Origin of the sequence: Lentzea tibetensis (genome assembly GCF_007845675.1) — a bacterium.
In the GTDB taxonomy this organism is placed as follows: domain Bacteria; phylum Actinomycetota; class Actinomycetes; order Mycobacteriales; family Pseudonocardiaceae; genus Lentzea; species Lentzea tibetensis.
Map to the genome: position 1 here is coordinate 162,879 of NZ_VOBR01000004.1, position 13,123 is coordinate 176,001.

The window sequence follows — 13,123 nt, forward strand, 5'->3', positions numbered from 1 at the left end:
AAACCGTCACGTGAGCACCCCCTTCCTCTGCACCCGAACTTCCCGTTCCCCGTCGCCATCGTCCCGGATGCTGATCACGACCTCGTCGCCGAGGTCCTCCACCAGCACCCAGGCCCGCCCGGTCACCCCGGACAGGAACTCCCGCACCTGAGCGGTCAGCTCGTCGGCGACGGCGGAGTCCAGCAGGACCCGCGTGGCGGGCGCCGACACCTGCACGGCGGGCGTAGCCAGCACCCGCAGCGCCGACCGCAGGTCCACCTCGCCGTCCTCGGTCGACTCACCGGGTGCCGCGAGCAGCGCGCGCAACGCGATCTCCTGCTCGCCGGCGAGCCGGGCGAGCTCGGCCGTCTCGCCGCCGACCTCGAGTCCGCGCTTGTGGATGCGGGCCAGCACCTGCAGCACACCGTCGTGGATCGACCGCGCGAGCCGTTCCCGTTCGCCCGCCGCCGCTTCCGCGCGCAACGCCTCCGCCATCCGGCTGGACGACTGCCTGGCCATCGTCGCGGACCTGCCGACGCTCGCCGCCAGCCCGACGACCACCGCCGCGCCCATCAGCAGCACGACGTCGCGCATCAGCCCGACGGTCAGCGCGCCCTCGGTGAGGTACGTGCTCAGCCCGATCACCAGCGCCGCGGGCAGACCCCAGCGCTGCCCGCCGAGCGCACCGGCCGCCAGCGCGGGCACGCTCGCCCACACCGTCGTCGTCAGCGGCACGTTCCAGTACTGGAGCTGGAGGTCCGTCATCGTCAGCGGGGACAACGCCATCAGCACGCAGATCACCGCCACGTCGGCCACGACGACCGGCTTGGTCCGGCCCCACCCGCCCCAGTAGGCGAACCCGGTGAACACGGTCCAGAAGGCCATCGCGCCGAGGATGGTCCAGGCCAGCCACGGCCGTTGGTACGCCTCCGACTCGGCGATCACGTGGACCACCGCGAAGCACAGCGTGAACACGCGCACCACGACGGTGCCGCGCCACAGCGGTGTGGCCGGGTCCTTGGTCACGCGAGCTGCGCCTTCGTGAACACCCTGACCTCCCACTCGGTGCCCTCGCCGGGTCCGGTCTGCAGCTCAAGGGTCCCACCCAGCGAGGCGACGCGGCCGCGAATCGACTTCGCGATCCCCATTCGGCCCTCGGCCTCGGCGTCGGCGATGCGGCCGTCCGGGATGCCGGGGCCGTCGTCGCGGACGCTCAGCACGACCTCGTCGCCGAGGTCCTCCAGCAGCACCCACGCCCGCGCGCTCGGACCGGCGTGCTTGTCCACATTGGACAACGCCTCGCGCACCAGCGACGTCAGTTCGGTCGCGACGGCGGACTTCAGCATCACCTGCGTGGCGGGCGTCGACACCTGGATCCTCGGCGTGGCCAGCAGTTGCAGTCCCGGCCGCACGTCGACCTCGCCGTCCACGGTGGACTCGGTCGGCGCGGCGGCGACCAGCGCGCGCAACGCGACCTCCTGCTCACCGGCGAGCATCGCGAGCTCAGCGGCCTCGCCGCCCACCTCGAGTCCGCGCTTGCGCACCCGTGCGAGCACCTGGAGCACGCTGTCGTGGATCGAGCGGGCGAGCCGTTCGCGTTCGGCCGTGGCGGCCTCCGTGCGCAACGCCTGCGCCAGCCGGACCGCCGAGCGCCGCGCCGTCGTCGCCGCCATGCCGACGACCAGGCCCGCACCCGCGAGCAGCACGACGTCGCGCATCAGGTCGACGCTCATCTGCCCCTTGGACAAATACGTCGACAACCCGACCGCGAGGCCACCGGCGAAACCCCACCGCTTGCCTCCGACCGCACCCGCGGCGACCGCGGGCACGCTCGCCCAGATCGTGGTGATCAGCGGCGTGTTCCACTCCAGCAGCTGCCGGTCGCTGAGGATCCACGGCGACAACGACATCAGCCCGCACGTCAGCAGCAGGTCGACGAGCACGATCCAGCGCTTGCGGCCCGCCTCGCTGCTGTACAGCCTGCTCGTCACGACCGACCACAGCGCCATCGCGCCGATCACGGTCCACGCCAGCCACGCCCGTTTGTAGTCGTCCTGCTGGACGATCACGGCGCCGGTCGCGAAGAGGAATGTGACTATGCGTAGCGCCACCACCCCGCGCCACAGCGGCGCGACGGGATCCTCGATCACCTTGGTCCCCGGAATGGCAGGCTTTGCGCGCACGGTGTGCTCCTTTCGCCACCATCCTGCCGCGTGAACGTGGGCTGGCTAACCCCCAGGTGGCCGTCTTCTGCCGAACGGCCGAATGTGCGACGCTTGCGCGGTCCGGTGAGCGCTCCCGTTTCGGGGGAGGGCAGAGAGTGCGCGACTGGCCATTGTGGACCTTGCGCACACCCGCGCTCTGCTACTGGCTCGTGATCGACGCCCTGGCGCTCGCGGTGATCAGCTACGTCATCGCGTCGTCCGCACCACCGACACCGTCCGAGATCGGCAGGTTCGCCGCGATCGCGGGCACCGCGGGTGCCGTGATCATCGGCAGCTCGATCTACAGTCACCGCCTCCGCGAGACCGAGCGCAACCCGTGGGCCGCGCACCTCTGCTACCTGACGGCCGGCATCTGCGCCCTCCCGCCCAACCTCCTGGTGCTGCTCCTGTTCGGCCCGGCGCTGCACTGCGTGCTCGCGCAACGGCCGGAGGCCTACCGCTGGATCTTCACGCTCTCCGCCACCGCGCTGGCCGTCTTCGGCACGCGTTACCTGGTCGGCTGGCACCACCCGACGTCCGAGATCGCGATGATGGTGCTCGGCGCGACGATCGTGCTGGTGGTCCGCGCCGGACTGATCGCGCTCGGGTTGAAGCTGCGCCGCCCGGAGGCCACGTTCGAGCAGAACGTCGGCGAGCCGATCGACGCGGTGCTCGGCGTCGTCGCCGTCAGCATCGGCGGACTGATGGGTTGCGTCGCCGCGGCGAACCCGGTGCACGCGCTGATCGCGGGCCCGCCGATGGCGTTGCTGGAACGCGCCGCGCAGCTCCCGCAGTGGCGCCGGTCCGCGCAGCGCGACGCGAAGACCGGCCTGTCCAACGCGGTGCACTGGGACAGCCGCGCCCGCTACGAGCTCACGAAGGCGAACGAGCAGGCGAGGTCGTCGGCGGTCATGCTGCTCGATCTCGACCACTTCAAGCGGGTCAACGACGAGGTCGGCCACCTCGCCGGTGACGCCGCGCTGAGCGCGATCGCGCTGCTGCTGCGCGGCACCGTCCGAGGCGGTGACCTGGTCGGGCGGTTCGGCGGCGAGGAGTTCGTCGTGCTGCTGCCCGAGGCCACGCCCGAGGTGGCGGAGGCCGTCGCGGAACGCATGCGCAAGGCCGTCGCGGCGCTGCGCGTGCCCACGATGGCCACCGACGGTCACCCGCACGAGCTGCACGGGCTGACCGTCAGCATCGGCGTCGCCACCACCAGCCGGTTCGGCTACGAGCTGCCCGACCTGCTGGTCGCGGCCGACGCCGCACTGCTCTCCGCGAAGGCGTACGGCCGCAACCTGGTCTCGATGGCCTGAGTACTACTTCTTCTTCTCGGGCTTGGAGTCCTCGCCCAGCTCCTCGACGCGGTCGCTGTCGTCGTCGGCAGGGCCCGTGTCCTGGGGTTTGAGCACGTCGACCTGTTTCGGATCGATGTCCGCGTCCGACTCCGACAGCAGCGACCGCACGCCGGAGTTGAGCACCGCCAGCAGCGGGACGGCCAGCAGCGCACCCGAGATGCCGCCGACGATCAACCCGGTGGTGATCGCCAGCACGACGGCCAGCGGGTGCAGCTTCACCGCGCGCCCGAGCAGGATCGGCTGGAGCACGTGCGACTCCAGCTGCATCACGCCGATCAGCACGGCGAGCACGATCAACGCGGCCAGCGGGCCCTTCGCCACCAGCGCGACGAGTACGGCCACCACACCGGTCACGACAGCACCGATGATCGGGATGAACGCGCCGAGGAACACCAGCGCGGACAGCGGCACCACCAGCGGCACGCCGATCACGGCCAAGCCGATGCCGACACCGAGCGCGTCGACCACCGCCACCGCGGCCGTCGCCCGCACGTACGACACCAGCGACGCGAAACCGCGGCGACCGGCCACGTCCGCGCGGTCGCGCACGTCGGACGGCACGGCGCGGGTCATGAACCGCCAGATCCCGTCACCGTCGTGCAGGAAGAAGATGAGGGTGAACAGCGCCAGCAGCAGCCCGGTCAGCACCTCGCCGACGGTCGCGGCCGTCGTCAGCGCACCGGACGTGATCGCCGACTGGTTCTCCTTGACCGTCTTGACCACCTGGTCGAGGTAGTTCTGCAGCTGCAGGTCGCTCAGCTGGAGCGGGCCGTCGTGCAGCCACTTCCTGATCGCGTCCAGCGACGCGGACACCTGCGACTCCAGCTCGGGGAGACCCCTGGTGAACTCGGTGATCACGAACGTCAGCACGCCGCCGACGGCCCCGATCCCACCGATCAGCACCACGGTCGTCGCGACGCCCCGCGGCACCCGCCACCGCACGAGCTGCGACACCGCGGGCGACAGCAGCGCCGCGAGCAGCAGTGCGATGGCGACGGGGATCACTATCGTCGCGAGGAACCCGAAGACGTAGGCGACCACGTACAGCGCCGCGATGATGACCACGAAACGCCAGCTCAACGCGGCACTGACGCGCAGCAGCCGCGGAACCCGATTGCTGATGTCCGAATCCTGTGCGCTCACGCGGATCACCGTAACCGCTCAACCCCTGGCCAACCCCGATGTCGGAATGATCGGATTGACGCGTCACAGGGGGAGGGACAGTGCTGAAGCCCGACGAGTTCACCGAACTCGAACGCCAGGTGTGCGTCGCGTTCGCCGGGGGCCGCGAGCTGGACCTCGACGGCGGCACCGTGCGCGGCGTCGTCGTCACCGGGTTGCTCACCGGTCTCTACCGGCTGCGGCGGACCGGACTGCCGTCGATGAAGCTGCGCAACGCGCGCATCGCCGGCCCGTTCGACCTGGAAGGCGCACGGGTCGCGCACGTCATCGACCTCTACCACTGCGTGTTCTCGCAGACCCCCGACCTGCGGATGGCCAACCTCGTCGGGCTGCGCCTGCGCGGCTGCCGCATGCCCGGCCTGTCCGGCCGCAACCTGCGGGTCACCAGCGACCTCGTGCTCGAAGCCGGCTTCACGTCCGACGGCACGGTCGACATCACCGACGCCGCCGTCGAGGGCACGCTGCGGCTCGCGGGCTCCGTGCTGCGCGGCAACGCGTCGCACGCGCTGCTCGGCGCGAGGCTGCGCGTGTCCGGCTCGATCCAGGCCATCGCGATGCGGGCCTACGGCGAGGTCCGGCTGCGCGGCGCGAACATCGGCGGCAGCGTGCACCTCGGCGGTGCCCGGCTGATGAACCCCGGCGCGGACGCGCTGGAGGCGTCCGGGATCGTCGTCGCCGGCAACCTCTTCTGCAACGCCGAGGGCGGCCGGTTCACCACCGACGGCCGGATCCTGCTCGACGGCGCGCGCGTCGGCGGGAACCTCGAGTTCACCGGCGCCCGGCTGCACTCCAACCACCAGGTCGACAACCGCGTGCTGGTCATCCCGCACGGACTGGCCGACGAGGCCGCGACGCTCGTCGCCGACCGCGTCCGGGTCGAGGGCAACGTCGAGCTCGACGACGGCTTCACCAGCTCCGGCACCGTCCGGCTGCCCAACGCGCTGGTCGGCGGCTACCTGCGGCTGTCCGGCGCGGTGATCGGGCCGCGCGAGATCGCCGAGGAGCTGGCAGGCGACATCACCAACCGCATCCCGGTCGCGCTGCACGCGGACGGCCTCAACGTCCGCGGCGACCTGGAGGCGCGCGGCACGCACAACGGCGACGGCAAGCGCTCGAGGCCGCTGCACTGCTACGGCCAGGTGCGGCTGTCGAACGCGCGGATCAGGGGCAGCGCCAGCATGTCCGGCGTGATGCTGCACGGACCGGGCATCGACGTCCTGTTCGCCGACCGCATCGACGTCGGCGGCACCCTCTTCCTGCGCGACCTGAACGCCAAGGGCTCGATCCGGCTGCAGAACGCGACCATCGGCTCCACCCTCGACTGCTCGGGCGCCCAGCTGCTGCTCCCCCGGCTGCGGACCAACGGCACGCTCAAGCCGTCGCTCGACGCGCGCGTCGCCACCATCGGCAAGGACCTCCTGTGCAGCCGCGGCTTCAAGGCCGTCGGCGGCGTCCGGATCCGGCTGGCCGAGGTCGGCAAGATGGCGACGTTCAGCGACTCGCAGCTCGGCGGGCCGAACACCGAGATCGCGCTCAACGCGTACGGCCTCACCGTGCACCAGCTCCGCCTGCACATCTCCGACGAGCACGCGCCGCAGGGCCGCGTGACGCTGAGCCGGGTCAAGGCGACGTCGGTGACCGACGGCCCCGGCCTGTGGGCGGCGACCGGCGGCGTCGAGGTCGACGACTTCACGTTCGAGGGCATCAGCGCCGAGCCCGACGTCGGCGTGCACACCCGGCTCGCCTGGCTGCTCAGGATCCAGCCGGACTTCGCGCCCGGACCGTACGAGCAGCTCGCCGCCGTCTACCGCGAGGGCGGCGAGGAGGAGCTGGCCCAGCACGTCCAGCTGGAGAAGCAGCGCCGTCGCTACTCCGAGCTCGGCAGGGCGGGCCGGTTCTGGGGCTTCCTCCAGCGCTGGACGGTCGGCTACGGCTACCGGCCGTGGCTGGCGATCTGCTGGCTCGGCATCTTCTGGCTGTGCGGGTCGCTCTGGTTCCTCGCGCACCCCATGGTGAAGCTGAACGCCGACGAGGACCCGGTGTGGAACGCCTGGCTGCTCTCGCTCGACCTGCTGATCCCCATCATCAGCATCGGGCACGACGGCAGGTGGCAGTTCACCGGAGCGTCCCAGTGGATCTCCGCGGTGCTCGTGGCCGTCGGCTGGATCCTCGCGTCCACCGCCGCGGCAGGTGCCGCACGCGTCCTCAAGCGGGCCTGATTACGAATCGTGAGATCGAGCTACACGCTGTGTTCGTCACACGATGTAGTTAACCGGGTGCGTTGGGCGTGCATTCGGGGAGGCGTGACTGGCAGGCTCACGCCGTCGACTTGATCACTTGGATCGTCGGCGTTTCCCCCGAATCGTGGAGGTACCCAGGTTGTCCGCTGACGGCGTGCGAGTGACGGGAGTGGCCGGCATCCGCCGGTTCGCTCGCCGTGCGCTCCTCGCCGTCGGCGGTGCGGTGGCCGGAACGGCCGTCGCCTGGGCACTCACCACCTCCTCGGCGCAGGCCGCCGAGGAGATCCCGCAGGCCGACTTGTTCTCGAAGGTCGTCACCAGTGACGTCCTCGCCGTCGAGCCCGCGAAGAAGTTCGTCGACAACGTCGACGAGACGCTGCGCGCCGAGCAGCAGAAGGCTCGCGCCGCTCTGCCGGCGGGCCAGGTCCAGGACGTCGTCGGCAAGGTCGCCGACCTCGTCCAGCCTCGCCTCGGCGCGGTCGTCCCCACCGGCAAGATTCTCGGTGCCGAGACGAACGCGCTGCCCGCGCCGGCAACCACGACCGTCGAGCAGGCTCCGGCCGCGCCCGTCGTCGTGGCACCGCAGTCCGCCGGCTACTCCGGCATCCAGTGGACGAAGCTGCTCGAGACGCACCACTCCGTGGTGTCCGACGAACAGCACCCGTCTCTTCCCGCCGACCCGTCTCGGAAGCTCCCGGTCCCGGCGCACATCCCCGTGCACTGCGGCTGCTCTTCCGACGGCTCGGGTTCTGCAGGCGGCAGCAACTCCGCTGCTCAGGCTGCGTCCGGCACCGCTCACGACATCGCGGTGGCGCGTGCTCTCACGCCGTCCACCGACGAGGTTTCCGTGACGCCGGGCAAGCAGCCCGGTATCACCCCCGACTGATTCAAGCGCGCGGTCCGCGGCAGCTCCACGCTGCCCGGTAATCGACCGACGCGCTTTTTCTCATGCGCTCCTGTGGTCGAGACGCCGCGCCTCCCCCCGATGACGCTTCCTGCGTCCGGCCACCCAAAAGCCCCCTTTTACCCAAAAGGGACATGGAAAAGGAGACCCAATGCAGACCTGGGCAAAGCGCGGCATTCAGTCCGCGTTTGTCACTGGTGGTTTGCTGATGCTCGGTACGGGCATCGCTTCTGCCCAGGAGAACGTCAACCCCGACGCAGCACCGCCGGCAGTTGACGCAGGCGTCGCCGTTCCGATCAAGGTCGAGCAGACCAACCTCGGGACGCCGCTCAAGAACATCGACGCCCCCAAGATCGACCGGACCATCAGCACGGACCGCGTCACCAGCGCGGTGCCCACTCGGACGGCCGCTCCGGCGACCAACCCGCTGGTCCGCAAGGCCGGAGAGCGCCTGCAGGGCACTGCCCTCTCGGGCCTCATCCGCGGCAACACGGTTCAGGCGCACGTCGATGTGCCGATCCACATCTGCGGCAACGCGATCGCCGTCCTCGGTGACGCGCACGCCGAGGGTGACTGCACGCAGGAGTCGCACCGCGACACCGGCATCGTCACCGACGGCGAGGGCAACGCGCTCGCCGGCAACATCGTCGCGGTCAACTGGGTCGCGCCGTTCCAGATCACCGGCAACGCGATCGCGGCTGGCGGCAACGCCTCCACCGACACGACCGCGACGCAGGAAGCCACCACCGGCGGCGACTACCGCACGTCCGGTGAGAAGGGCGCGGTCTCCGGCAACGCGATCGTCGGCCAGTGGGCCACGCCGTTCCAGATCACCGGCAACGGTGTCGGTGGCGCGGGCATCGCGGACGCGAAGTCCGAGGCCGACACCACCGCCGTGTCCGACGGCTCGATCCAGACGACCGGTGAGAACAGCACTCTCAGCGGCAACGTCGGCGGCGTGCCCCTGGCCCCGCTGGTCGAGGTCAACGGCAACTCGGTCGCCGGTGCGGGCAACGCCAGCACGGACTCGGTGCAGACCGGCAAGGCGCAGGCCGGTGGCACGCACACCGGTATCAACGACATCCAGACCTGGGTCGAGACCAACGGTGACCCCGCCACCGGCGCGGGCAACGTGGTCCAGCCCCAGCTCGCCGGCCCGATCACGGTCGACGACAACGCGGCCGCCGCGGTCGGCAACTCGGACGCGTCGTCCGAGACCACCAACGACGCCGACGCGGGTGGCTTCACCAGCACCTCGGGTGAGGGCTCGACGGCTTCCGGCAACATCGCGGACGCCCCGATCGCGCTTCCGGTCTCGGCCGGTGGCGACTCGGCGGTCGCGGTCGGCAACGCCACGACCGACCACACCAACACCTCGGACACGGACGCCGGCTCCGGCACCTACACCAACGGTGACGACTCGGTCCTGTCCGCGAACACCGCGTCCGTGCCTCCGGCCACGGCCGTGGACGTGTGCGGCGACAGCGCTGCGGGTGGCGGCCAGGCCGCGGGCACCTGCACCAACGACGTCGAGTCGACCACGGGTGGCTACAACGGCACCACGGGCAACGACAGCGTCGGTTCCGGCAACATCGGCACCGTCCCGGTCGCCGTTCCGGTCGAGACCTACGGCACCACGGCCGCCGCAGCTGGTGGCTCTTCGTCGACCGCCGACGAGGAGAAGGACGTCCGCTCCAGCGGCACGCCCAACACCGAGGACGACAACGGCACGGTGTCGAGCAACGTCGTCACCGCTCCGACCGCCGCGGCGGCTCAGGTCTTCGGCGACACCGCCGGCGTGGTGGGCAACACCACGACCGACACCAAGCAGGACACCGAGGCGATCGCCGGTGGCGACCCGCACGCGACCGGCAAGAAGAGCTCGGTCTCGGGCAACATCGTCCAGGCTCCGACCTCGACGCCCGCCCAGGTCTTCGGCACCGGTGCCACCGCGGTCGGCAACAACACCGCCGCGGCGGACAACGCCACCAACATGGCAGCGGGCGGCGACGCCTCCTCCACCGGTGAGCAGGGCTCGATCGCGGGCAACATCGTCTCGGCTCCGGTCGGCTCCGGCACCCAGGTGCAGGGCGAGTCGGTCGGCGCGGGCAGCAACGTCGACGCGACGTCGGTCAACGACCTCGACTCGGTCGCCGGTGGCGACGTCACCAGCAACGCCGATGGCGGCTCTGTCTCCGGCAACCTGATCGGTGCGCAGGCCGTTCCGTTCGCGGCGACGCCGGGTGACACCGTGTCGGGTGCGGGCATCACCAACTCCGACGCGACGACCGACACGAACGTCGTCGCCGGTGGCAACAGCGACAGCTCGGCCGAGGACGCCTCGGTGTCCGGCAACCTGATCCACGTCCCCGCGAACGCCGAGCCCGGCGTCTACGGCGACGCGGTGGCGGCGGCCGGCAAGGCCACCACGGTCACCGACAAGGTGTCGTACACGCAGGCCGGTGGCGACATGCAGACGGCGGGCAACGGCCCGCTGACCGCTCGCGAGATCACGGTTCCGGCCGAGGCCGCTGCCAAGGTCAAGGAAGTTCCGGCCGAGGTGCTCGGCCAGGCGACGACCACCGTGTCGGACGACAACACGCAGATCACCGGCGAGGAGACCGACGCCGTTCGGTCCGCCAACCTGAAGGGCATCGAGCTCCCCAAGGGCGTTGACCACTTGGCGCCCGCGAACCAGGTCCCCAACCTGGACTCGCTGAAGAAGCTCCCGGTGAACCAGCTGCCCGACCCGGCCCAGGCCGCGTCGCTCGCGGGCCAGCTGCCCACCCAGGGTCTGCCCGTCGGCCTGCCCCAGGAGCGCACCGAGGTTCCGGTTGCCGGCTCGCTCGCCAACCTGAACCCGAACGTGAACGGCATCTCGCTGCCGAAGCTCCCGGCCGTGCCGACCCAGGCACTGCCGCTGGACGCGGTGACCGGTCTCGTCGGTGGCCAGGCGCGCTCCATGCCGACCCTGCCGAACGTGCCGGTTCTGCCGTCCCTGCCGGTGACGGCTCCGGCCCTGCCGGTGACCGCCCCCGCGCTGCCGGTTGCCACCGAGCGCTCGCTGCCCGCGACCCCGAAGCTGCCGCTCGGCGGCCCGGCTTCGCTGAGCGGTCTGCAGCTCAACCCGGCCGGTGACCTGGGTGCCGCCAAGGCGCGCAACCTGCCCGTCGACGGCTCGGCACTGAGCGCGCTCGACACGGAGAAGGCGTTCGAGAAGGTCTCCGGCCGTCTCTGACGATCAAGACCACTTTCCTCCGGTAAGAAACTGAGCCCCCCGGCGACGCGACGGTGTCGCCGGGGGGCTCAGCCCTTTTCCGGTACTTTCGCGAACGCCAGCACGTCGTCCGTGGTCGTGTCGCCGTCACTGGTCACCCAGTGGATGTGCGCCTTCGGTGCGAGCTCCTTGATCCGCTCCGCAACCGGTTCCCCATCGCCGAACGCGTGCTCCGCCACCACCGCGAGCGTCCGGTCCTGATACCGCGCGACCGTGAAGTCGGCGCGCAGACCGTCACGAAGTGCGTGCGCGACGTCGATCAACCCGTCGTCCACGCGCACCAGCACCAGCGAGACCAACGTCCCTCGGGTCCGCGCCCTGATCAACGCCTGGTCCAGCCGGTCGAGCAGCAGTGCGTGACCGGGCAGCCCGGTCAACGGGTCGTGCAGCACCCTGCAATAACTATCACCTGCGCGGGATGATGTCCGAGCCCTGGATGTAGTTCATCGCCTCGACGAACTTCGGGTCCTCCGCCCGCCGCGCCAACTCGGCCTCGTCGACGTTCTCGATCCGCGTGTGCAACCACCACAGGTTCCCCTGCGGATCCAGAATCCGGCCGACCCGCTCACCCCACGGCGCGTGCGTCATCCGCGTGACCGCCGTGGCCCCGGCGTTGATCGCCTTCTCGAACGTGGCGTCCGCGTCGTCCAGGTAGAGACGCAGGAACGCGGGCGTGTCGATCCAGTGGTCCCGCGAGTCGAACATCATCACGATCGACGTGCCGATGCGCGCTTCGGCGTGACCGATGGTGCCGTCCTCACCGACCACTCGGAAGATCTCTTCAGCGTCGAACGCCTTCGTCATGAACTCGATCTGGGCGTTGGTGTCCCTCGTGATGATCCACGGGGTGACCGTCGTGTACCCGTCCGGGATGGTCTTGACCTGCTCGTTCGTCGTCATGTGGACAACGCTAGGGACGAACTAGGCCAGATCTGGTCCTATTTCGCGAGGTACTTGGCCAGCACTTCTGCCTCGGCGCGCAGCCGTGCGGCCTCATCGGCACGACCGAGCTGCTCGTACTCCTCCGCGGCGGTCGTGCGGTCCCGCGCTTCCTTCGCCACGATCGCGAGCACGTCCGCCTCGGTCAGCTCCTTGCGCACCGCTTCGGCCGCACCAAGTCCGGCCGTGGCACCCGCGAAGTGCTCGTTCCCCGTGAGCGGGAGTGAGGAGTCCTCGACCGGCACGGCCTCGGCGTTCTCGATCGCCGACAGGGCGGATCGGAGCGCCGAGATGGCCACTCGGTCACGGGCCTTGAGGGCTGTCTTCAGTGCGTCACGCAGGCTGGCGATCACCAGTCCATTGTCCACGTACATCGCGAAGCGCGGCCGACCACGCGCTCACCGATGAGTTTCCCGCGCCGCGCCGGTCTGCACGCCGGAGACCGACACACGGAAGGCTGGCCCCATGCGGAAACTGATCTACGGCATGAACGTGACCCTGGACGGCTACATCGCCGCCCCCGGCGACGACATCGGCTGGGGCGGGCCGAGCGACGAGCTGTTCGGGTGGTGGCTCGACCAGGAGCGGGCGAGCGGACTGTCGCTGTACGGGCGCAAGCTGTGGGAGACGATGAGCTCCCACTGGCCGACCGGCGACCAGCAGCCGGGCGCCACCCCGGCGGAGATCGAGTTCGCGCGGAACTGGCGGGAGACGCCGAAAGTGGTGTTCTCCTCGACGATCGACGAGGTCGACTGGAACACCCGCGTGGTCACCGGCGACGCGGTCACCGAGATCACCCGGCTCAAGGCCGAGGACGGCGGCCCGATGGGCATCGGCGGCGCAACGCTCGCCGGGGCGGCCATGCGGGCCGGGCTGATCGACGAGTACGTGCTGGCCACTCACCCGGTCCTGGTGGGCGGCGGCACGCCGTTCTTCACCGCGCTGGACAGCTGGGTCAACGTGAACCCGGTGGAGACGCGGACGTTTCCCGGCGGCGTGCTCCTGACCAGGTACGAGACGAAGCGCTGAGCGCTCACCCGCGA

Annotated in this window: 11 protein-coding genes; 5 read left to right on the plus strand and 6 right to left on the minus strand. The window is 70.5% G+C overall.

Going from position 1 to position 13,123, the window contains the following annotated elements; translation table 11 throughout:
- Window positions 1–6 precede the first annotated feature (6 nt).
- Window positions 7–1,005 carry a MacS family sensor histidine kinase gene (gene macS / locus FKR81_RS07135; RefSeq protein WP_146350136.1) on the minus strand — a complete coding sequence of 333 codons (999 nt, stop codon included), beginning with the start codon at window positions 1,003–1,005 and terminating at the stop codon, window positions 7–9.
- A complete protein-coding gene (gene macS, locus FKR81_RS07140; protein WP_235921359.1) occupies window positions 1,002–2,162 on the minus strand; it encodes a MacS family sensor histidine kinase in 1,161 nt (386 codons plus the stop codon). Before macS (FKR81_RS07140) ends, macS (FKR81_RS07135) begins: the two co-directional genes overlap by 4 nt.
- Before the next feature lie 137 nt (window positions 2,163–2,299).
- Here macS (FKR81_RS07140) and FKR81_RS07145 point away from each other — a divergent pair, with 137 nt between their 5' ends.
- On the plus strand, window positions 2,300–3,496 hold the full coding sequence (locus FKR81_RS07145) for a GGDEF domain-containing protein (protein WP_146350137.1): 1,197 nt from the start codon (window positions 2,300–2,302) through the stop codon (window positions 3,494–3,496).
- Between the two features lie 3 nt (window positions 3,497–3,499).
- Here the strand turns inward: FKR81_RS07145 and FKR81_RS07150 are convergent, their stop codons facing one another.
- On the minus strand, window positions 3,500–4,681 hold the full coding sequence (locus FKR81_RS07150) for an AI-2E family transporter (RefSeq protein WP_146350138.1): 1,182 nt from the start codon (window positions 4,679–4,681) through the stop codon (window positions 3,500–3,502).
- Between the two features lie 80 nt (window positions 4,682–4,761).
- On the opposite strand from FKR81_RS07150, the gene FKR81_RS07155 reads away from it, so the two are divergent.
- From FKR81_RS07155 to FKR81_RS07165, 3 genes are all read left to right on the plus strand, one after another.
- Window positions 4,762–6,939, plus strand: a complete 2,178-nt coding sequence (locus FKR81_RS07155; protein WP_146350139.1) for a translocation/assembly module TamB domain-containing protein — start codon at window positions 4,762–4,764, stop codon at window positions 6,937–6,939.
- A gap of 175 nt (window positions 6,940–7,114) precedes the next feature.
- Window positions 7,115–7,846: a hypothetical protein gene (locus tag FKR81_RS07160; RefSeq protein ID WP_146350140.1), complete on the plus strand. Its 732-nt coding sequence runs from the start codon at window positions 7,115–7,117 to the stop codon at window positions 7,844–7,846.
- A gap of 169 nt (window positions 7,847–8,015) precedes the next feature.
- Window positions 8,016–11,102, plus strand: a complete 3,087-nt coding sequence (locus FKR81_RS07165) for a chaplin family protein (protein ID WP_146350141.1) — start codon at window positions 8,016–8,018, stop codon at window positions 11,100–11,102.
- A 68-nt stretch (window positions 11,103–11,170) separates the two neighbouring features.
- On the opposite strand, the gene FKR81_RS07170 is transcribed toward FKR81_RS07165, so the two are convergent.
- The 3 genes from FKR81_RS07170 to FKR81_RS07180 are packed head-to-tail and all read right to left on the minus strand — an operon-like array spanning window position 11,171 to window position 12,433.
- A complete protein-coding gene (locus FKR81_RS07170; protein WP_146350142.1) occupies window positions 11,171–11,533 on the minus strand; it encodes a nucleotidyl cyclase domain-containing protein in 363 nt (120 codons plus the stop codon).
- A gap of 13 nt (window positions 11,534–11,546) precedes the next feature.
- On the minus strand, window positions 11,547–12,041 hold the full coding sequence (locus FKR81_RS07175) for a VOC family protein (protein WP_146350143.1): 495 nt from the start codon (window positions 12,039–12,041) through the stop codon (window positions 11,547–11,549).
- Window positions 12,042–12,079: 38 nt separating this feature from the next.
- Entirely contained in the window at window positions 12,080–12,433 is a 354-nt protein-coding gene (locus FKR81_RS07180) for a GatB/YqeY domain-containing protein (RefSeq protein ID WP_222598191.1), read from the minus strand.
- 112 nt (window positions 12,434–12,545) lie between these two features.
- On the opposite strand from FKR81_RS07180, the gene FKR81_RS07185 reads away from it, so the two are divergent.
- The gene (locus tag FKR81_RS07185) at window positions 12,546–13,109 is read left to right on the plus strand and encodes a dihydrofolate reductase family protein (RefSeq protein WP_146350145.1); all 564 of its coding nucleotides are present in this window, start codon (window positions 12,546–12,548) and stop codon (window positions 13,107–13,109) included.
- The last annotated feature ends 14 nt before the right edge of the window (window positions 13,110–13,123 follow it).

What these genes read in the sequence shown, in the direction of transcription:
- FKR81_RS07165 (WP_146350141.1), top strand. Translation starts at nt 8,016, where the DNA reads ATGCAGACCTGGGCAAAGCGCGGCATTCAGTCCGCGTTTGTCACTGGT.
- FKR81_RS07175 (WP_146350143.1), bottom strand. Translation starts at nt 12,041, where the DNA reads ATGACGACGAACGAGCAGGTCAAGACCATCCCGGACGGGTACACGACG.
- FKR81_RS07185 (WP_146350145.1), top strand. Translation starts at nt 12,546, where the DNA reads ATGCGGAAACTGATCTACGGCATGAACGTGACCCTGGACGGCTACATC.